This is a genomic window from Mycobacterium sp. (assembly GCF_019247615.1).
Classification (GTDB): domain Bacteria; phylum Actinomycetota; class Actinomycetes; order Mycobacteriales; family Mycobacteriaceae; genus Mycobacterium.
In genome coordinates, this window is sequence record NZ_JAFBAT010000126.1 from 1 (window position 1) to 18,388 (window position 18,388).

Annotated in this window: 20 protein-coding genes and 1 pseudogene; 13 read left to right on the top strand and 8 right to left on the bottom strand. The window is 66.6% G+C overall.

Translation table 11 applies throughout. The annotated features are described in order from the left end of the window. The 3 genes and pseudogenes from JO059_RS08440 to JO059_RS08450 form a co-directional block, all read left to right on the top strand. Positions 1-276 (top strand): annotated as a pseudogene (locus JO059_RS08440) (acyl-CoA dehydrogenase); the annotation flags it as partial. 8 nt (positions 277-284) lie between these two features. Then, positions 285-1,058: a PIG-L deacetylase family protein gene (locus JO059_RS08445; RefSeq protein ID WP_293315641.1), complete on the top strand. Its 774-nt coding sequence runs from the start codon at positions 285-287 to the stop codon at positions 1,056-1,058. Between the two features lie 54 nt (positions 1,059-1,112). Then, a complete protein-coding gene (locus JO059_RS08450; protein ID WP_293315642.1) occupies positions 1,113-1,877 on the top strand; it encodes an endonuclease/exonuclease/phosphatase family protein in 765 nt (254 codons plus the stop codon). Here JO059_RS08450 and JO059_RS08455 read toward each other — a convergent pair. Both JO059_RS08455 and JO059_RS08460 read right to left on the bottom strand, forming a co-directional pair. After that, on the bottom strand, positions 1,865-2,167 hold the full coding sequence (locus tag JO059_RS08455; RefSeq protein ID WP_293315643.1) for a DUF3349 domain-containing protein: 303 nt from the start codon (positions 2,165-2,167) through the stop codon (positions 1,865-1,867). The genes JO059_RS08450 and JO059_RS08455 overlap by 13 nt on opposite strands. A gap of 180 nt (positions 2,168-2,347) precedes the next feature. Beyond that, positions 2,348-2,584, bottom strand: a complete 237-nt coding sequence (locus JO059_RS08460) for a CsbD family protein (protein WP_293315644.1) — start codon at positions 2,582-2,584, stop codon at positions 2,348-2,350. Between the two features lie 247 nt (positions 2,585-2,831). Between JO059_RS08460 and JO059_RS08465 the strand changes: the two genes are divergently transcribed. The 6 genes from JO059_RS08465 (at position 2,832) to JO059_RS08490 (ending at position 8,802) form a co-directional block, all read left to right on the top strand. Then, complete coding sequence (locus JO059_RS08465; protein WP_293315645.1) at positions 2,832-3,683, top strand: NAD(P)H-binding protein; 852 nt, start codon at positions 2,832-2,834, stop codon at positions 3,681-3,683. 191 nt (positions 3,684-3,874) lie between these two features. Continuing rightward, entirely contained in the window at positions 3,875-4,267 is a 393-nt protein-coding gene (locus tag JO059_RS08470) for an STAS domain-containing protein (protein ID WP_293315647.1), read from the top strand. 365 nt (positions 4,268-4,632) lie between these two features. Continuing rightward, positions 4,633-5,031 carry a heme-binding protein gene (locus JO059_RS08475; RefSeq protein ID WP_293315649.1) on the top strand — a complete coding sequence of 133 codons (399 nt, stop codon included), beginning with the start codon at positions 4,633-4,635 and terminating at the stop codon, positions 5,029-5,031. A 126-nt stretch (positions 5,032-5,157) separates the two neighbouring features. After that, complete coding sequence (locus JO059_RS08480) at positions 5,158-6,213, top strand: DNA topoisomerase IB (protein ID WP_293315651.1); 1,056 nt, start codon at positions 5,158-5,160, stop codon at positions 6,211-6,213. A gap of 293 nt (positions 6,214-6,506) precedes the next feature. Beyond that, entirely contained in the window at positions 6,507-6,866 is a 360-nt protein-coding gene (locus tag JO059_RS08485; protein ID WP_293315653.1) for a UDP-glucose/GDP-mannose dehydrogenase family protein, read from the top strand. A gap of 142 nt (positions 6,867-7,008) precedes the next feature. Continuing rightward, entirely contained in the window at positions 7,009-8,802 is a 1,794-nt protein-coding gene (locus JO059_RS08490; RefSeq protein ID WP_293315656.1) for a thiamine pyrophosphate-requiring protein, read from the top strand. Positions 8,803-8,846: 44 nt separating this feature from the next. On the opposite strand, the gene JO059_RS08495 is transcribed toward JO059_RS08490, so the two are convergent. After that, positions 8,847-9,506 (bottom strand): UdgX family uracil-DNA binding protein, encoded by a 660-nt coding sequence (locus tag JO059_RS08495; protein ID WP_293315658.1) that lies wholly within the window; start codon positions 9,504-9,506, stop codon positions 8,847-8,849. 534 nt (positions 9,507-10,040) lie between these two features. On the opposite strand from JO059_RS08495, the gene JO059_RS08500 reads away from it, so the two are divergent. The 3 genes from JO059_RS08500 to JO059_RS08510 all read left to right on the top strand — a co-directional run bounded on the left by JO059_RS08500 (position 10,041) and on the right by JO059_RS08510 (position 12,579). Beyond that, the gene (locus JO059_RS08500) at positions 10,041-10,406 is read left to right on the top strand and encodes a hypothetical protein (protein WP_293315660.1); all 366 of its coding nucleotides are present in this window, start codon (positions 10,041-10,043) and stop codon (positions 10,404-10,406) included. Between the two features lie 149 nt (positions 10,407-10,555). After that, entirely contained in the window at positions 10,556-11,566 is a 1,011-nt protein-coding gene (locus JO059_RS08505) for a sensor domain-containing protein (protein ID WP_293315662.1), read from the top strand. A 41-nt stretch (positions 11,567-11,607) separates the two neighbouring features. Then, positions 11,608-12,579, top strand: a complete 972-nt coding sequence (locus JO059_RS08510) for an aldo/keto reductase (protein WP_293315664.1) — start codon at positions 11,608-11,610, stop codon at positions 12,577-12,579. Here the strand turns inward: JO059_RS08510 and JO059_RS08515 are convergent. The 4 genes from JO059_RS08515 to JO059_RS08530 form a co-directional block, all read right to left on the bottom strand. Then, positions 12,573-13,328 (bottom strand): SDR family oxidoreductase, encoded by a 756-nt coding sequence (locus JO059_RS08515; protein ID WP_293315674.1) that lies wholly within the window; start codon positions 13,326-13,328, stop codon positions 12,573-12,575. The two genes, JO059_RS08510 and JO059_RS08515, sit on opposite strands and share 7 nt — an antisense overlap. 208 nt (positions 13,329-13,536) lie before the next feature. Continuing rightward, positions 13,537-15,687 carry a glycogen debranching protein GlgX gene (gene glgX / locus JO059_RS08520; RefSeq protein ID WP_293315666.1) on the bottom strand — a complete coding sequence of 717 codons (2,151 nt, stop codon included), beginning with the start codon at positions 15,685-15,687 and terminating at the stop codon, positions 13,537-13,539. A gap of 174 nt (positions 15,688-15,861) precedes the next feature. Then, on the bottom strand, positions 15,862-16,566 hold the full coding sequence (locus JO059_RS08525; RefSeq protein WP_293315668.1) for a GAF and ANTAR domain-containing protein: 705 nt from the start codon (positions 16,564-16,566) through the stop codon (positions 15,862-15,864). A 228-nt stretch (positions 16,567-16,794) separates the two neighbouring features. Continuing rightward, positions 16,795-17,178 carry a helix-turn-helix transcriptional regulator gene (locus tag JO059_RS08530; protein WP_293315670.1) on the bottom strand — a complete coding sequence of 128 codons (384 nt, stop codon included), beginning with the start codon at positions 17,176-17,178 and terminating at the stop codon, positions 16,795-16,797. Between the two features lie 138 nt (positions 17,179-17,316). On the opposite strand from JO059_RS08530, the gene JO059_RS08535 reads away from it, so the two are divergent. Next, positions 17,317-17,766, top strand: a complete 450-nt coding sequence (locus JO059_RS08535) for an HSP20 family small heat-shock protein (protein WP_293315676.1) — start codon at positions 17,317-17,319, stop codon at positions 17,764-17,766. 162 nt (positions 17,767-17,928) lie between these two features. On the opposite strand, the gene JO059_RS08540 is transcribed toward JO059_RS08535, so the two are convergent. Beyond that, positions 17,929-18,388: WS/DGAT domain-containing protein (locus JO059_RS08540; protein ID WP_293315672.1), on the bottom strand; the 460-nt coding region annotated here is incomplete at its 5' end.

Genomic DNA, 18,388 nt, shown 5'->3' on the forward strand with positions numbered 1-18,388 from the left:
GGCGACGCGATCCTCGACGCGGCGGCGACGCACATCGACGCCGATCCGTTCGACCGCACAGGCACGGTCCAGCTGCTGGCGCGCCGCGTGCGATCGGTGGTGGAACACGCTGCCGAGGAAGCGATCACCCGCACGGGCCGCGCCCTGGGGCCGGGTCCGCTGTGTCAGGACGGGCGGCACGCACAGCGGGTCGCCGACCTGACCATCTACATCCGACAAAGCCACGCCGAACGCGACCTCGCCGAGCTTGGACGGCTCGCCGGGCGGCCGGATTGAGGGCCGCCGTGACTACCATCGCTCCCGGTAACTGCGCCAAGTTCGCGGCCAAGCCCCTGACCCGCGGCGGCACGCCGGTGCCCGTGTGGCTGGCGGCCCTCGACGGCCACCCCTTGCCGCCACTGGATATGAGCGGCTGCCGCCGTCTCATCGTCGTCGCGCCCCATCCCGACGACGAGACGCTCGGCCTCGGCGCGACGATCGCACAGCTGGTGGCATCCGGCGTCGAGGTCCAGGTGGTATCGGTCAGTGATGGCTGCGACGCCCGACCGGGTGCCACGCAGTGGGACCGGACGCGTTTGGAAACCACTCGAAGATACGAATTGTGCAGGGCAACAAGGGTTTTAGGACTTCCGCCGCCCAGGCGGCTAGGCCTGCCGGACGGCCAGCTGGCAGACCACGAGGATGGGCTCACCCAGCTGCTCGAAAAAATTCTCGAGGCCGCACCGCGCGGGACCTGGTGTGCCGCCACCTGGCGGGGCGACGGGCACCCCGATCACGAAGCCGTCGGCCGTGCGGCCGCGGACGCATGCACGCGCGCCGGCGTCACGCTGCTCGAATACCCGGTGTGGATGTGGCACTGGGCCAGCCCGGCCGACCCCGCGGTCCCCTGGGACCGGGCCTATTCGGTGCCGGTGTCCGCCCGCGCGCTTGCTCGTAAACGCCTTGCGGCCCAATGCTTTCGCAGCCAATTCCAACCGATCGGCGCCGCCGCCAAGCCGGTGCTGCCTCCCTTCGTACTCCACCGACTGCTCGCGGTGGGCGAGGTGGTGTTCGTGTGATGACCTCACGCACGGTGCCTGGTCCACACCGCAGGAAGTGGGTATCGACAAGGTATGCGTGTGGCGACCTTCAATATCCTGCACGGCCGCACGGTCGGCGACGGGGTTGACCCGCGGCGGCTACGGGACTGCGTGCACCGCCTGAATCCCGACGTGCTCGCCCTGCAAGAGGTCGACTGTGACCAACCACGTTCCGACCGCGCGGATCTCACCGCCGTGGCGGCCGAAGCCATGGGGGCCGTCGAGCACCGATTCGTGGCTGCCATCTCGGGCACGCCGGGCGCCACCTGGATGGCGGCCACCGGCCACGAGCAACCCGGAACAGCCGCCTATGGGATTGCGCTGTTGTCCAGGTTTCCGGCGGCCAGCTGGCAAGTGGTGCGGTTGCCCCGGATTCCGGTGCGCTTCCCCATGTTCCTACCGGGACCCAATCGGGTGATGATCGTCGACGAGGAACCGCGAGCGGCGGTCATCGCGCAGTTGCACACCCCGAGCGGCGGGCTGACGGTGGCGAATACGCATTTGTCCTTCGTGCCGGGCTGGAATCGGTGCCAGTTGCGGCGACTGATCCGCGACCTGCGCGGGTTTCCCGGCCCCCGGCTGCTGACCGGGGATCTCAACATGACCCCCGACGCGGTGCGCCGCTGGTCGGGCATGCGGTCGCTGGCCGCCGCCCCGACGTTCCCCGCGCACAACCCCGACCGCCAACTCGACCACATCCTCACGGACGACCAGCGTCTGCGCGGCGGCGCCGTCGAGTCGGAGCTGATGCCGATATCGGATCACCGACCGCTGGTGGTCGACCTTCAACCGGTGTGAGCTGAGCCGTCGGAGCGTCCAATCGCATCGATTCGATCCTGGACGCGCTCGATGTCGTCCAAAGACGGCATTGCGCCGGTGATGCGGACTATCTCCACACCCACATCGGCCCTGCCGATCGACGGGGGTCGGCGCCGGGCAAGGTCATCCGCGATCGTCACCGCCTCGTCGTCGGATACCTTGCGCGGCAACAGCGCTAACAGCGGCGAGTAGCCGGTGGCGGGCGCGCCGGTGGGATAGCCGGCGCGCAGGAACGAGACCATGCTCCATACCCGGGCACTCAAGCCCACGCTCCACCTCCGCTACCGCCGCACATGCCCGCACAGCCCGCACAGCCCGCACAGCGGGATTAACCAGGGATAACCATCCCGGGACGTTTAAAACCGTAAGCGGGCGAGCGCCGCGCGAGCAAAAGCGAGGGTCCGACCCCTCGGCACCTGCCAAGTGGACCGGACCCTCGCAGAATCGGCTTACTGGTGTTCCTTTTGCCGTTTTTCGGCCGCCTCCGCGCCTGCACGCGCCGATTCGGCTTCGGCTTCCTTCTTGCCCGCGTCGCGCTGGGCGTCGGCCTTGTCCTGCTGCGCCTGGCCCTCTTCGACGAGGTCATCGCGACCGGTCACGGTCCCGCCAACCTCTTTGACCTTGCCTTTGACACCTTCGACCGTGCCCTTGACCGCTTCTTGGGGTCCGCTCTTGTCATCCCCCATGGATTGACCTCCCTCTCGTTAGGCGAGCTCACGCTCTTTCGTCGGATCCGCGCGGCGCTTCGGCGGTGAAGCGGTCCGCTTGGCATCCCCTGCGCTACCGGCTTCCCCCCGAGCACCCCGTCAAACCCCGGAATCACGTCAAGATTCGGCACCACTGGGTCGGCAACCCACTGTGATGCATGCCACTCCAGGCAGAGGTTTCAGTCCAGGCTGTGCGGGTACCAGCCGCCGCCGAAACAGAAGGCGGGTGAGGTCGCTGAACACTGTTGCCGTTATAGGCGCTACCGGTACGGTCGGATGCCGCGTCGTCGCCAGGCTGCGGGCCCGCGGCGTCGCGGTCGTCGAGATATCTCGCGCACAAGGCGTTGACGTGGTCTCTGGGCAAGGGCTGTCGCGGGCGCTGGAAGGAGCCGACGTCGTCGTCGACGTCTCCGACCCCGCGCCGGCCGATGGATGGTCCGACATCGACCGCGCACTGTCCACGGCGACGCGCAACGTGGTGGGCGCGTGCGTGGCGAACCACATCCGGCGGTTGGTTGTGTTGACGATCGCCGGCATCGACGACCCCGCGTTCGACGGCTTGCCCAACTTCGAGGCCAAAAGGCTGGCGAAGAACATGGTGCTGGAAAGCCCGGTGCCGGCGAGCATCGTCAAGTCCACGCAGGCGTACGAGTTCGCCACCAATCCTGCCGCCGTGACCTATAGCGACGACGAGGTGGCCGTCGAGGACTGGCTCATTCAACCGATCGCCGCCGACAGCATCGCCGACGTGCTGGTCGAGGCGGCCCTGGCACAGACGCACATGCCGCGCACCATCGCCGGCCCACATCCCATGCGGCTGCCCGAGGTGACGGCGAAGCTGCTCGCCCGGCAAGGCGATGAGCGCCGCGTTCGCGCGGTGCGGCCACCGCGGACGGGATTCGGCGCGGGCGCGTTGCTTGCTCCCGACGCTGCCATCGTCCTCGGACCGGACATCGATACCTGGCTGCACACCCTGGCACCGACCGGCACGGACGGCAGTCCGACGCCCGACGGGCACAAGCAACGGGTGGCGACGGCTGACGACGTTGGGTGTGCCGATCGAAACGGTAAGCGCTAGGCTCGTGTCGGAGTTGAGTCCACAGCTGCCCGAGGTCGCCACGGCCCGAATTCGCAACGGTGTAGGACATCGCAGTCACTCGCCTTGTTAGCACAACTCGTTAGGGGCGCTGACGTATGACTGCTTTAAGCTCAACCGGCCAATGCGGGGAACCTCGCAGCCGCTACGTAATCGACTGCTCCGGAGCGCAAGTGCATGTGCATGCGCGCAGCCTGGCCACCGTCTTGCGCATCGAAGGCGAGGTCGACGCGTCCAACGCTGACCGGGTCGGCCGGGCGATCCGCCGCTTTTCGCGACTCAAGGCCCCGTTGGTCCTTGATCTGAGCCGACTGCGCTTTCTGGGCAGCGCAGGTCTTCGAGCCCTGCTGCTCCTCAACGAGGAACACCACCAGGCGCGAGTGCACTGCAACGTGGTAAGCGGTGCGGCGTTGCGTCGGCTCACCGGCGTGATCACCGATCACGGCCTGCCCGTGGTGGACTCGGTTCCGGAAGCCATGCAGAACACCCACGACTTCGTCCGTGCGCGGCGTCGGATGTTTCCGGGCGCACCGCGGCAACAAGAACCGCAGCGCAAGCACCACTAGGCGTTGCGCCACAGGGACTTCCGCGGGATCGGCAAGCCGGCCATTTTCAACGCCGTTTCAGCGCCGTCCGAATCACCATCATCGGCGGCGGTCTGCCCGGAATTCATGTAACGGTTCCGTCACGATTGACGTCACGAATGATTAAGAACCCAGGGGGTTTTCCTAAGAAGTCTCAGCATAGGCGGGCTAATTTGTTTGTTCGCTTAGCAAAACCGGCAATCCGGCGGGGACATCGGGCCATGCGGGGTTGCGCACGTTGGATCAGGGCCGCGTCGCACATATCCACTTCGGCTACCTTGGTTTTCGAGGTTCGGGAGCCTCGTTCGAAGAATCATCTGAGATCGACATGAAGGACAACACTGATCATGAAAATCAGCAGTATCGTCGCGCCCCGGCGAGTGGCCGGCATCAGCGCCGGCTTTCTGCTCGGGGGCTTGACCATTGGCGTCATCGGTGCGCCGACGGCGGCCGCAGCACCCGACTGCAGCCCCGACGGTGTGAACGCCACCGTTTCCTCGGTGACCGGCGCAGCCGAGCAGTACCTCGCGGCACATCCGGACGCCAACCAGGCGGTCACGGCCGCCTACGGCCAGTCACCTGCGCAAGCCGAGTCCAATCTGCGCGGTTACTTCACCGCGCATACGCAGCAGTACTACGAGCTGCGCGGCATCCTGGCCCCGATCGGCGACACCGAACGGCAGTGCAACGTCTCGGCGCTGCCGCCGAATCTGGAATCGGCCTACCGGGAGTTCATGGCCGGCTGATCCTTGAGACAACGACCCGCCACGACGCCGTGGCGGGTCGTTGTCGTATCGGCGGTGGAAAACACAGGTGTAACCGGTTCGTCGGGCGGGTAATTGTGCAGTCAGCCATCGGAACTGGAGGCAGGGATGCGGCTTCGTCGCAGCGATCTCAGCAAGCCGGGGATCACGCGCAAACGCCGGGGCAAGGGCTTCGCCTACTACGGCCCCGAGGGCAGGCTGTTGTCCGATCCCGATGCCCTCGCACGCATCAAGGAGCTGGTCATTCCGCCGGCGTGGAAGAAGGTCTGGATCTCGCCGCATCCCAACGGCCACATCCAGGCCGTCGGCACCGACGCGGCCGGACGTAGGCAGTACATCTACCACCCCACCTGGCAGCAGGAACGCGCCGAAGAGAAGTTCGACCGGGTTTTGGAGATGTCGACGCAATTGCCGCTGTGGCGGGCCCGCGTCGCCAGAGACCTTGCGGGTCGGGGTCTAACGCGCGAACGAGTGCTCGCGCTCGCGCTGCGCCTGCTCGATCGCGGCTACTTCCGGGCCGGGGGCGAGCAGTACGCCGAGGAACACGAGTCCTATGGAATCGCCACATTGCTGTGCGACCACGTAACGGTGCGCCGCCATTCCGTGCAATTCGACTATCCCGCCAAGAGCGGGGTGCGGCGCACCATTGAGATCGAGGACCCCGAAATCGTTCGCGCGGTGCGCGCATTGCTGCGCCGCTCCGACTGCACTGAACGGCTCCTGGTGTGCCGCAGCGCATCTAGCTGGGATGACATTCGCTCCGATGATCTCAACACCCGATTCAAGGAGATGGTCGGAGACGACTACACCGTCAAGGACCTGCGGACGTGGCACGGAACTGTCCTGGCCGCGGCGGCGTTCGCCGACTCGGACCCGGCCGTCTCCCAGCGGGTGGCCAAGCGCGTCGAGGCCGCCGTCATGAAGGAGGTTGCCGCCGAGCTCGGCAACACTCCGGCGGTGGCGCGGGGTTCCTACGTGGATCCGCGCGTCGTCACGGGTTATGAGCAGGGGCTGACCATTGCCGCTTCGGTGCGCCGCGCCGAACGTGCCCGCCGGCCAGACGCCGCGCAGGAGATCCTCGAGAAGGGGACCCGTATGCTGATCCGGCGAGTTGCCAAGGGCAACAATATATCTAGAGCACACGCGCTGCCAAAGAGCGCGTAACCGCACACTCAATCCCGGCCGACCGGAAACACCCGGCAGGGCCGTGAGTTGTTATCCGCGGTGCGAAGTGTTTCTCAGCGGCCAAGTCGCCGATCGCACACACAGTCGCCCGCGTACGGTGCGTGACGCGGCGCCGCCCGGTCCTGGTGTCGACTTGTGCCGGCCGCCCTGCAGATTTCGCATGGCGGACACCGGCGCGCCTCCCGAGGCCCTCGAAGTCGGGACGTGTCGGCGTGAAGCCTTTGGGGTAGCTGGGCCGACCGCTGGCGGGTTGCCGGATCACCGCGCTGGGATTGACGTTCAAGGCCGCCACGAGCGACACCCGTTACTCCCCCGCGCTGGCCGCATGTCAACGTCTGGCCGGGGCGGGCGCGCAGGTGGTGGGTTATGACCCGCAGCTGCCCCACATCGATCCCACAGCCGTGCAACGGGCACGGGTAACCGCCGTCGACGACCCATATCGCGCCGCCAAGGCCGCCGACGCGATCGTGGTGCTGACCGAGTGGCCGCAGTTCCGCGAACTCGATTGGCAATCCATCGCACGAGACGCGCCACAGGCGATCGTGCTGGACACGAGGAACATGCTCGACCCGGACACGGTCCGGGCCGCCGGGATCGCGTACGTGGGAAACGGTGCACCGCGCGGGTTCTAAAAGCCGGTCATCGGTGCGCGCAGGCGATGACACGAATAACGGCGACCGTTGCGGGGTATCAGGCGCCAATGGCCGGGACATTTATGTGAGCTAAAGCTGGCGTACTCGACATCACCCGCATCTTCGGTAGGGAGGGTCAATAGTGTCCAAGAAAGACGTCGCCGATTACTTGTTGGAGCGGCTGCGGGCATGGGACGTGCGCCACGTGTTCGCGTTCCCCGGCGACGGCATCAACGGAATCCTTTCGGCATGGGGCCGGGCGGGCAACCAGCCCGAGTTCATTCAGTCCCGCCACGAGGAGATGAGCGCGCTCCAAGCCGTTGGCTACGCGAAATTCTCCGGCCGTCTCGGGGTGTGTGCGGCGACCTCGGGGCCCGGGGCGATCCACCTGCTCAACGGCCTTTACGACGCGAAACTCGACCATGTGCCCGTGCTGGCCATCGTCGGCCAGACCAACCGCAGCGCCCTGGGCGGGGCCTACCAGCAGGAGGTCGATCTGCTGAGCCTGTTCAAAGACGTTGCCAGCGACTTCGCCCAAATGGTCACCGTCCCAGAGCAATTGCCCAATGTACTGGATCGCGCCATCCGCATCGCGATGACGCAGCGGGCGCCGACGGCGTTGATCATCCCCGCCGATGTTCAGGAGCTGCCGTATTCGGCCCCGACCCACGCATTCAAGATGGTGCCCTCGAGCCTGGGGATCGAGTGGCCGACCATCGCGCCCGACGACGCCGCCATCGCGCGCGCGGCGGAGATCCTCAACGAGGGCAAGCGGGTGGCCATGCTGGTGGGCGCCGGCGCCCACGGGGCACGCGACGAGCTGGTCGAGGTAGCCGACCTGCTCGGCGCCGGTGCGGCCAAAGCGCTGTTGGGCAAGGACGTGTTGTCCGACGAATTACCTTGGGTCACTGGATCAATCGGGCTGCTGGGCACGCGGCCCAGCTACGAGCTGATGCGCGACTGCGACACGCTCTTGACCGTGGGATCCAGCTTTCCCTATACCCAATTCCTGCCCGAGTTCGGGAAGGCACGCGCCGTGCAGATCGACATCGACGGCCGCTTCATCGGCATGCGCTACCCATACGAGCTCAACGTGGTCGCCGACGCCAAAGCCGCGTTGCAGGCACTCATCCCCAAGCTGCGCCGCAAAGAAGACCGGTCGTGGCGCGACGGTATCGAAACGAACGTGGCCCGCTGGTGGGAAACCATGCACAAGGAAGCGATGGTCAGTGCCGACCCGGTCAACCCGCTGCGGCTGTTCGACGAACTGTCGCCTCAGCTGCCCGACGACGCCATCATCACTGCCGACTCGGGATCAGCGGCCAACTGGTATGCGCGAAACCTGAAGTTCCGCGGCAAGATTCGGGGCTCCCTCTCGGGCAACCTGGCGACCATGGGCCCCGGTGTTCCGTACGGCATCGGCGCGAAGTTCGCGCATCCGGAGCGGCCCGTCATCGTGTTCGAAGGTGACGGCGCGATGCAGATGAACGACATGGCCGAGCTCATCACGATCAAGCGCTACTGGCAGGAGTGGGCCGATCCGCGGCTGATCGTGGCGATCCTGCACAACAACGACCTGAACCAGGTCACGTGGGAGATGCGCGCCCTGGCCGGCTCAGCGAAATTCGCCGAGTCGCAGAACCTTCCCGACGTCGACTACGCGGCGTTCGCGGCCGGGCTGGGCCTGAACGCGATGGCCGTCAAGGACCCGGACGAACTCGCGGATGCCTGGCGTAAAGCGCTGTCGGCGGATCGGCCCACGGTGCTGGACGTCTACACCGACCCCGACATGCCACCGATCCCGCCGCACGCCACCTGGGATCAATTCAAGTCGGCCACTGCCGCGGTGCTGTCCGGGGACGAGGACCGGGTGGGCTTCGTGAAGGTCGGCTTGAAGACCAAAGCCCAGGAGTTCCTGCCGCACAAGAACAGTTGACCGCTGGCGGACCGGGGGGTACCGCCCGCGGGCAGCGCCGGGATTCACCGACCCGTATAAGCGGCATGCGCGCTGCGCAGGTCCTCAACGAACGATTTGTAGACCTCGTCGCGCGCATCGCTGCGATCGCGCAGGACCGACGACGGGTGCACGGTCGCCACCACGATCGGTTCGCGCTCCAGCTTCACGTCGACCGTCGCCGGCAGGGGGATGGCCTGACCGCGCTCGGTGGACACCCGAAATGCCGTGCCGAGAAGCGATTGCGCTGCCGTCGCGCCGAGGCACACTATCACCCGCGGCCGCACCGCTTCGATCTCAGCGATCAGCCATGGCCGGCATGCGACGACCTCGGTGCGGCTTGGTTTTTGGTGTATCCGCCGTTTGGCACCCTTACGGGTGAACTTGAAATGCTTGACCGCGTTGGTCTGGTACGTCAACGTCGGATCGATGTCGGCGTCATCAAGCGCCCGAGCCAGCAACCGGCCCGCCGGCCCGACGAACGGTAGGCCGGCCCGATCCTCGTGGTCGCCCGGCTGCTCCCCCACGAGCATGAAGGGCGCTCCCGCCTTACCATGCCCGAACACCGTCTGGGTGGCGTCCTCGAAAAGCGGACAACCGTGGCAACGGTCCGCCGCGGTTATCAGCAGATCGAGGCTGCGGTCCTCCGGCACGTAGCGCGCCGCTCCGGTTGCCCTGTGTTGCAACCATGACCGCGATCTCAGGGCTCGCCGGACAGCCGGGAGCGGTCCAGGGGCGTCATGCCCCTGGTAAGCCCAGGGGCGTCATGCCCCTGGGCTTACCCCTCGCGTATCGGCCCGAAACCGCTAGCCCCTGCGGGCGATGGCATCCCGCGATCGCTGGTGCGAGCTTGGCGGCGCGGCCCATCCTCGGCGCACCGACCGTGGTGGTTATGCACGAATTTCACGCAATTTTCGTGCATAGAGCCCACACTCGGCGGATTCACTGCGAGCCGAATTCACGACTCAGGACAAGTAGCGGCATCCGACGGGCGCGCCCACCTAACGACCATGTCCGCGGCTGCCACGAACTCGACAGGACTCTGACAGTGTGGGGCGCGCCGATCGGGGTAGTTCTTCGAATCAAAAGCCGGCGAAAGGACGGTGAGCAATCGTGGCCGCCCCGACGGGCTCCCGGATGAGCCGCCGCACACGGCGGCTGCGGGGGGTTCCACGCCCGCGCACGATCGCCGAGCCGAACATTTAGCAGAGGAGAAGTCGATGAGCGCAATACAAGATCACACTCGGACGACGGTCGACATCGACCACGACGTCGAGTTGATCACGCAACAGATCAAGGCGCTCAGGGAACTCGCGAACCGCGACAATCACCAGCCGATCAGCGAGGGCCAGCGCTACGACTTCAGCATTCGATGGGGCACGGTGCTTGCGGGCCGGTTGCGACGACTGGCGCACTACAGTTCGCTGGGCCGACTCGAGGACGCGGACGAGCGCAGGTTCCACGCGCTGCGCGACGAACTGCGCACGCTGGGGAACCTGATGGACCGATTCCGGCTCGCTCAACCGAACTTCACCGCTGGGCAGGCCGCGAAGGCCACGCGACTCGGTACCCTGCCACGTCGCTGAGAAATTCGTTCTCTGCGAGGACAATTCCCGTTGCAGGCTTGGCGCATTGCGGGTTGCGGCGGGTCAGCGCGATCATATGAGCGTCGGGATCCGCGTCGAGGAGAAGGAATCGCAGGTAGAGGGCGCCGTCCCAGCCAAGGAGGGCACTGGTGACCAACCCCGAGGACCCGTACGGGTACAGCCCGTTCACCTACGATCCGCTCGGCCGTGCCCCGTATGTCGATCTGCCGGTTGGTCCGCCGCCATTCGTCCCACCGCCGGCACCGCCGCACCGCCGCCGGGCGGTCAACGTGTTCGCCACGCTCTCACTGATGTTCGCGTTCGTGTTTCCGCCCGCCGGCGCGATTCTGGGGCACCTGGGGCTCGCACAGATCCGTCGCACGGGCGAGCCTGGCCGCGACCGCGCCGTCGCCGGGCTGACGCTGTCCTATGCCTTTATCACCCTCACGGTTCTGGCGCTGGTCGCGTGGGCCGCCCTGGCGGCGGTCACTTCTCCGTCCACCCCTACCGCGGCGCCGGCGACCATGAGCACCACCAGCACCGGGCCACCCCCGCCGACGGTCGCGCCCGACTCCGTAGCCGCGCTGCTGCCCAGCCTCACCGACCTGAGGAACATCGTCGGCGACCAGAACCTGGAAGCCGGCCAGACGAGGAACCATGCCGGCAGGTCGGGCGACGAAGGATCCATCGACCACCCGGAGTGCTGGGGCAGCATCGCACCCGGGGTGCCGGACGCTTACACCGGCGACGCCATCGCGGGATATCACGCGGCAAAATTCGCCGACACGCGCACCTTCTTCAAGTCGGTGGAAGTCGTCCAGACGGTCATAGCATTTCGCGATGTGCCCACCGCGCAATCACAACTCGCGCAGGTGCTGTCCGGTTGGCGCCATTGCGGCGGGTCAACCGTCCTGGTGACGATTCGCGATGTTGGACCGGTGCCCTATTCTCTGGGTAAGCCCGTCGACGCCGGCAACAGCATCACCACAATGGATCTGGCGCCCAAGGGACTACAGATTCGCTCCGTTCGCGCGATCGCGGCCAAAGCCAACGTCATCATCGACCTGGCCGTCACCAACGGCGGTGCCACCGACCCCGTCCAGTCCCGGGGATCCGCGGTCAGTATCACGAACTACATACTCAACAAGATTCCCGGCTGAGAGCCCCCGGTAGATGTCGGTCTCCTCGGTAGGGTGGGGCCATGAAATTCATCGACGTCGAGGGAGTCGGGCCCGTCAGCCGAATCGGCCTGGGCACGTGGCAATTCGGGTCTCGCGAGTGGGGCTACGGGACCGGCTACGCCTCCGGCGTCGCGCGTGACATCGTCCAGCGCGCCCGGGCGCTGGGGGTGACGCTGTTCGATACCGCCGAGGTATACGGACTGGGCAAGAGTGAGCGCATCCTCGGCGAGGCACTCGGCGACGAGCGCGCCGAGGTCGCGGTGGCCAGCAAGGTGTTCCCGGTCGCGCCCTTCCCCGCCGTGATCAAGCAGCGCGAGCGCGCCAGCGCGCGTCGCCTGGGACTCGACCGCATCCCGCTGTACCAGATCCACCAGCCCAACCCGGTGGTCCCCGATTCGGTCATCATGCCCGGCATGCGTGACCTGCTCGCCAGCGGCAAGATCGGCGCGGCCGGCGTCTCGAACTACTCGCTGGCGCGGTGGCTGAAGGCCGACGCCGCGCTCGGGCGGCCGGTCATCAGTAACCAGGTGCATTTTTCGCTCGCCCACGCCGGTCCGCTCGAGGACTTGGTCCCGTTCGCCGAGCGCGAGCACCGCATCGTGATCGCCTACAGCCCGCTGGCCCAGGGACTGCTGGGGGGCAAGTACGGCCTCGACAACCGTCCCGGCGGCGTCCGCGCGTTCAACTCACTGTTCGGCACCGAGAACCTGCGCCGCGTCGAGCCGCTGCTGCAGACGTTGCGGGACGTCGCCGCCGAGGTCGGCGCGAAGCCTGCGCAGGTGGCGCTGGCCTGGCTGATCAGCCTCCCGGGCGTCGTCGCCATTCCCGGCGCCTCCAGCGTCGAGCAGCTGGAGTTCAACGTCGCCGCCGCCGACATCGAGCTGAGCACCGCTTCCCGTGATGCGCTCACCGACGCGGCGCGCGCGTTTCGGCCGGTGTCCAACGGGTCCTTCCTCGTGGAAAAGGTCCGCGAGCGGCTGGGCCGTCACTGAGCGAAGGCGGCGGGACCGGCGGACGCGCCTCGGGCCACGACGACCGGCATTGACGTCGCCGCGTCGGTGCGCAGGATCGTGTGCACCACCTCGACGAGGTCCTTGACCGGCATCAACCTGCCGCCCATGCACCCGCGCGACAGCCACAGCGGATGCGCCGCCATGGCGAGCTCAGGGTCCCAGTCGCCGCTCATCTCCGTTTGGGCGTCGCCCTCGCCGCCCGCGCACTCTCCGGCGACGAGGCACGTGAAGCCGATGTTCGGGTGCTCGGCCCGCCACGCGTCCACCAGCCGGTCGAGCGCCGCCTTGCTGACGCCGTACGCGCCGAGGCCCGGCCATGGTGGCCCGAAGTGGCCGGCCGGGGACGACAGGTAGACGGCCTTGCCGGCCGAGGCGGCCAGATGCGGAACGGCGGCCGCGGTGGCCACCGCCGCGCCGATGACGTTGGTGTCAAGGACGCGCCGCCAGGTTGCGGCGTCGGTGTCGATCAGACGGACAAGCGGGCTGATGCCAGGCGCGTACACGAGGTTGTCGATGCCGCCGAGCGCGTCCGCGGCCGCGTCGACCGCCGACCGGCAGGACGCCTCGTCGGTGACGTCGCATTCGACGGCGACGGCACCCGTTCCGGCGTCCGCGGCCGCGGCCTCGAGGCGATCGCGGCGCCGCGCGAGGAGCGCCACCCGATCACCGCGCCGCGCAAGGCCTACGCCTATGCAGCGGCCGAGCCCACTCGAGGCGCCGATCACCACTGTCCTTGACATCTCCGCCCTCTCCTGTAACGAGCCGCCGTCGGCGAGAAACCTACCGGATCGTCCTGCCGATCGAGTAGCTGACCAGCTGGCGCGGTGGCGCAACTCAGCTCCGGATGACGATGTTCCGGTCGCCCAGCTTGGCCCGATACGTGCCCCGATGCTCAGGGTCGCGCGGATCCTGTTGCCGGCGACGATGTCCGGCTGGTCATGCCCCGTCGGGAGCCTGCAGCACCACGGCGGAGTGGGCGTCCACCGTGAGCGTGCCTCCGCCGGGTACCTCGTCCGCGGGCGTCTCCTCCACCAGCCCGGTGTACACCACCAGCTTCCAGGATGCGCCGAATTCCTTTGGCGGAAGGGTGAATTCGATCGACTCGTAGTGCGCGTTGAAACACAGCAGGAACGAGTCGTCCAGGACCCGCTGGCCGCGCGCGTCGCGGTCGGGGATGCCGTGCCCGTTGAGGAATACCGCGAGGGATTTCGCAAAACCCGCTCCCCAGTCCTCGTCGGTCATCTCGGTGCCCTCGGGGGTGAACCAGGCGATGTCGGGCAGGCCGTCCTGGCCGCGGCGGCCCACCGGCTTGCCGGAAAAGAACCGCCGCCGGCGGAACACCGGGTGGTCGGCGCGCAGCGCGGAGACCACCCGGGTGAACTCCAGCAGGGCGGTGTCGGCATTGGCCCAGTCCACCCAGGTGAGCTCGTTGTCCTGGCAGTAGCCGTTGTTGTTCCCGTTCTGGGTGCGGCCGAGCTCGTCGCCGTGGCAGATCATCGGCACGCCCTGCGAAAGCAACAGGGTGGTGAGGAAGTTGCGCTGCTGCCGGGCGCGCAGTTCGTTGACACCTGGGTCGTCGGCCGGGCCCTCGGCGCCGCAATTCCACGAGCGGTTGTGGCTTTCGCCGTCGTTGTTGTCCTCGCCGTTCGCCTCGTTGTGCTTCTCGTTGTAGGACACCAGGTCGCGCAGGGTGAAGCCGTCGTGGGCGGTGACGAAGTTGATTGATGCCACCGGCCGGCGAGCGGTGTGCTCGTAGAGGTCGGCCGAACCGGACAGCCGATAGGCGAACTCGTCGAGGGTGGCGGGCTCCCCGCGCCAGAAGTCGCGGACGGTGTCGCGGTATTTGCCGTTCCATTCCGTCCACTGGGGCGGGAAATTGCCCACCTGGTAGCCACCCGGACCGACGTCCCATGGTTCGGCGATGAGTTTGACCCGACTGACGATCGGGTCCTGTTGCACGAGTTCGAAGAACGTCGCCAGCCGGTCGACGTCGTAGAACTCGCGGGCCAGCGTGGCGGCCAGATCGAAGCGGAACCCGTCGACGTGCATTTCGCTCACCCAGTAGCGCAACGAGTCCATGATCAGCTGCAGCGCGTGTGGATGCCCGACGTTGAGGCTGTTGCCCGTGCCGGTGTAGTCCATGTAATAGCGCTTGTCGTCGTCGACCAGCCGGTAATACGCGGCGTTGTCGATGCCTCGCATGGACAGCGTGGGGCCCATGTGGTTGCCCTCGGCCGTGTGGTTGTAGACCACGTCGAGGATGACCTCGATGCCGGCCTCGTGCAGGGTGCGGACCATCGCCTTGAACTCCTGCACCTGCCCGCCGGGCGAGGTGGAGCTGGAGTATTTGAAGTCGGGTGCGAAAAACCCGATCGAGTTGTAGCCCCAGTAATTCGAGAGGCCCTTCTCGACCAGGACGGAGTCGTTGGCGAAGTGGTGCACCGGCATCAGCTCGATCGCGGTGACCCCGATGCTTTTGAGGTGCTCGACGATGACCGGATGCGCCACCGCCGCATAGGTGCCACGTATCGGCTCGGGGATGTCCGGATGCGTCTGCGTGAGACCTTTGACGTGCGCCTCGTAGATGACGGTCTCGGCGTACTGGTGGTCCGGCGGGCGGTCGTTGCCCCAGTCGAAAAAGGGGTTGATCACGACCGACTTGGGCATGCTGGCCGCCGAGTCGTCGTCGTTGCGGCTGTTGAGATCGCCAAAGTTGTAGCTGAACAGCGACTGGTTCCACTCGAAGCTGCCGTCGATCGCCTTCGAATACGGGTCCACCAGCAGCTTGTTCGGGTTGCAGCGTAGCCCGGCCTTGGGGTCGTACGGGCCGTGCACGCGGTAGCCGTAGCGCTGGCCGGGTTCGATGTTGGGTATGTAGGCGTGCCAGATGAAGCCGTCGATCTCGGGCAGGGGGATGCGGCTCTCATTGCCGTCGGCATCGAACAGGCATAACTCGACGAGTTCGGCGACCTCGCTGAACACGGCGAAGTTGGTGCCCGCACCGTCGTATGTTGCGCCCAGAGGATAGGCCCTGCCCGGCCACACTTCACCGGTGGGCGTCGGGGCAAGCATTTCTGAGCCGGTCATGGCGCATTTGATACCCGACCGAGGCGGCGACCAAACAGCACACGGCCTCCTGCTCGGCCGGCGGTGCTACGGTCCTCCCCGAGCCCTCCCAGAGCCCTCACAGACCCCTCCCAGACGCCAAGGGCACCAAAGGATTTCGCGAAATTCCGTGCCTATCGGTGCCGCTCGAGGCCGTTAATGCCGTCGCTTGAGCGGATGTTCGCTGTCGATCAGCGCATTCGCGATGTCGATAAGCTTGGTGTTGGATCGCTGAGACAGCCGGCTGAGCAGGTCGAACGCTTCGACGGCATCCAGGTTGAAGCGTTCCATGATGACACCCTTGGCCTGACCGATGATGTCCCGGGACGCCAGCGCGCTGCGGAACTGGTCTTGGCGGCGCATCATCGACCACGCCAGGGCGACGTGGGTGGCGAAAACACCGCCGAGCTCAAGCGACTCGCCCGTGAAAGCGTGCGGTTGCTCGTTATAGAAATTGAGCGCGGCCATGGTCTTGCCATCCCCATACAGCTCGTAGGACGCGATTGATCGGACAGGGGTCCGTTCCAGCGCGTGCCTCTGGTAACGCGGCCAGCGCTGATCGACGTTGAGATCGTCGATATACATCATGTGATGCCGCCAAGCTGCCGCGAGACACGGCCCCTCACCCGATTCAGCCTGGATCGCGTCGAGGATCCCCGGATAGCGATGGGTGGCGACCACGTTGGTCACCGACCCGCCTTTCTCGGCCAGAGTTATCCCCGCGTACTGGCAGCCCGGCACGTGCCGGCGACAAGTTTCGACGAGCTCGCGCAGTCCCGCCGTCGTCTCGATGCCCTCGCGGTCCAGATTGGCAACCATTTCCGCCAGCTGGGCGACGACCGCGTCGTCACCGTCGGTCATGGGATCACCCCCTCGCCGTGCCCCACTGCACAGCACAACTACTAGGCAGCACAACTACGAGGCAGGACAAGTACCACGCATCACAAAGTCTATGAGGAACACAACCGAGTGCAACAGCGCCCCGGCCGAGTGGCCACCGCTGCGCACCGGCGAGGCTTCCCGATTCACCCTCGGCCCTGCCTTTGCCCGACGGACGCGCCGTTCGGACCGGTCGGTGACACCGGAGGCTCAGCTTGCGCCACCCCGTCCCTTGCCGGCGGACCTGGTGGTGCGTGCGGATTTTGCCGCGTTACGCAGCGAGCGGTTGCTGGAGCGCAGGTCCGTGTTGGCGGCGGCCAGCGTCGCGTTGTCGTCCTCGAGGTTCAGAATGCGGGCGACGCCGGCCAAGTTCACCCCCTCATCGACCAACGCGCTGATGCGCTGCAACCGGGCCAAGTCGTCGGCGCTGTAGCGCCGGGTGCCGCCGTCGCTTCTGGCCGGGTTCAGCAGTCCGTACCGCTCGTAAAGACGTAACGATTGCACCGGGATGCCGGACAGCTCGGCGGCGACAGAGATTCCGTATACGCCCTGATCAGGCGGCGGCGCACCGGGTTCGCCTGGATTGACGGCCATCGGACATCTCCTTAACTGGTTCCCACAGAAAAAGTGTTTACCATACTTGCGTTTACCTGTCGATAGTGATATAAGAAATCTATGTCAATAGACATAGGTAAGCAGCCATTCACAGTAGATGGGAGTGAGGTGACCACCATGCTGATGCGTACCGACCCCTTCCGTGACCTTGACCGCTTCGCCCAGCAAATCCTGGGCACGGCCGCACGTCCCGCAGTGATGCCGATGGACGCCTGGCGTGAGGGAGAAAGCTTCGTCGTCGAATTCGACCTGCCGGGCATCGACGCCGACACGCTGGACATCGACATCGAGCGCAACGTGGTGACCGTGCGCGCCGAGCGTCCGGCCGTCGACCCTAACCGCGAGATGCTGGCCACCGAGCGGCCGCGGGGGGTGTTCAGCCGCCAGCTCGTTCTCGGCGAAAACCTGGACACCGACAAGATCGAGGCGACCTACAGCGAAGGCGTCTTGACGCTGCACATCCCCGTGGCCGAAAGGGCCAAGCCGCGCAAGATCTCCGTCGGTCGCGGCGAGGGGCACAAGGCGATCAACGAAAACTCCACCCAGCGGGAGGCCGTCGACGCTTGAGGCAATCACCGGGCGAGACGCTGAGCCGAGCGTCTCGCCCGGTCAGCCGACCGAGGGCACGAGGTCACGATGCCATGGGATCTCAACGGTGATTCGGCCGACGTCGAGCAGGCTCTGGCCGCCGCTATGAGCCGGCACGATCACGCCTCCCCGATTTCGGCTTCAATCCGAGCCGGCCCGCGCCACGGCCTGCCTGCGTTTGCCCGCTCGGGCGGCCTTGAGCAGTTGCGCCACCCCGTTTTCGATTCCCGCGGCGAGCGCATCGATGTCGGGCGCCGTGTCGTAGTCGGCGGTGATCCCGAAGACGAACTTGTCGGCGTAGCTCAGCATCGCCACGCCGGTGCGCAGCTGAAGGGCGATCGGCGGGATCGGCAGAATCTCCAGCACCTGCCGGCCGAGCAGCTTGTGCGGGCTGCGCGGGCCGGGAACGTTGGTCGCCAAGGCGACAACAGCCCGTTGCGGCAGCCGCGACAACAGCCGAACGGCCCACGCAGAGAACGCAAACGGGACATTCCTGGCCGCGGAGACTAGCGCGGAGCCGCCTTCGCGTTGACCGCTGGCCTTGGCCTGGATCAGCCGGCTGTGCACCAACTGCAGCTGCTTGACCGGATCGGACTCATCG

What these genes read in the sequence shown, in the direction of transcription:
- JO059_RS08450 (WP_293315642.1), top strand. Translation starts at nt 1,113, where the DNA reads ATGCGTGTGGCGACCTTCAATATCCTGCACGGCCGCACGGTCGGCGAC.
- JO059_RS08460 (WP_293315644.1), bottom strand. Translation starts at nt 2,584, where the DNA reads ATGGGGGATGACAAGAGCGGACCCCAAGAAGCGGTCAAGGGCACGGTC.
- JO059_RS08475 (WP_293315649.1), top strand. Translation starts at nt 4,633, where the DNA reads ATGAAAATCAGCAGTATCGTCGCGCCCCGGCGAGTGGCCGGCATCAGC.
- JO059_RS08480 (WP_293315651.1), top strand. Translation starts at nt 5,158, where the DNA reads ATGCGGCTTCGTCGCAGCGATCTCAGCAAGCCGGGGATCACGCGCAAA.
- JO059_RS08500 (WP_293315660.1), top strand. Translation starts at nt 10,041, where the DNA reads ATGAGCGCAATACAAGATCACACTCGGACGACGGTCGACATCGACCAC.
- JO059_RS08510 (WP_293315664.1), top strand. Translation starts at nt 11,608, where the DNA reads ATGAAATTCATCGACGTCGAGGGAGTCGGGCCCGTCAGCCGAATCGGC.
- glgX (WP_293315666.1), bottom strand. Translation starts at nt 15,687, where the DNA reads ATGACCGGCTCAGAAATGCTTGCCCCGACGCCCACCGGTGAAGTGTGG.
- JO059_RS08525 (WP_293315668.1), bottom strand. Translation starts at nt 16,566, where the DNA reads ATGACCGACGGTGACGACGCGGTCGTCGCCCAGCTGGCGGAAATGGTT.
- JO059_RS08530 (WP_293315670.1), bottom strand. Translation starts at nt 17,178, where the DNA reads ATGGCCGTCAATCCAGGCGAACCCGGTGCGCCGCCGCCTGATCAGGGC.
- JO059_RS08535 (WP_293315676.1), top strand. Translation starts at nt 17,317, where the DNA reads ATGCTGATGCGTACCGACCCCTTCCGTGACCTTGACCGCTTCGCCCAG.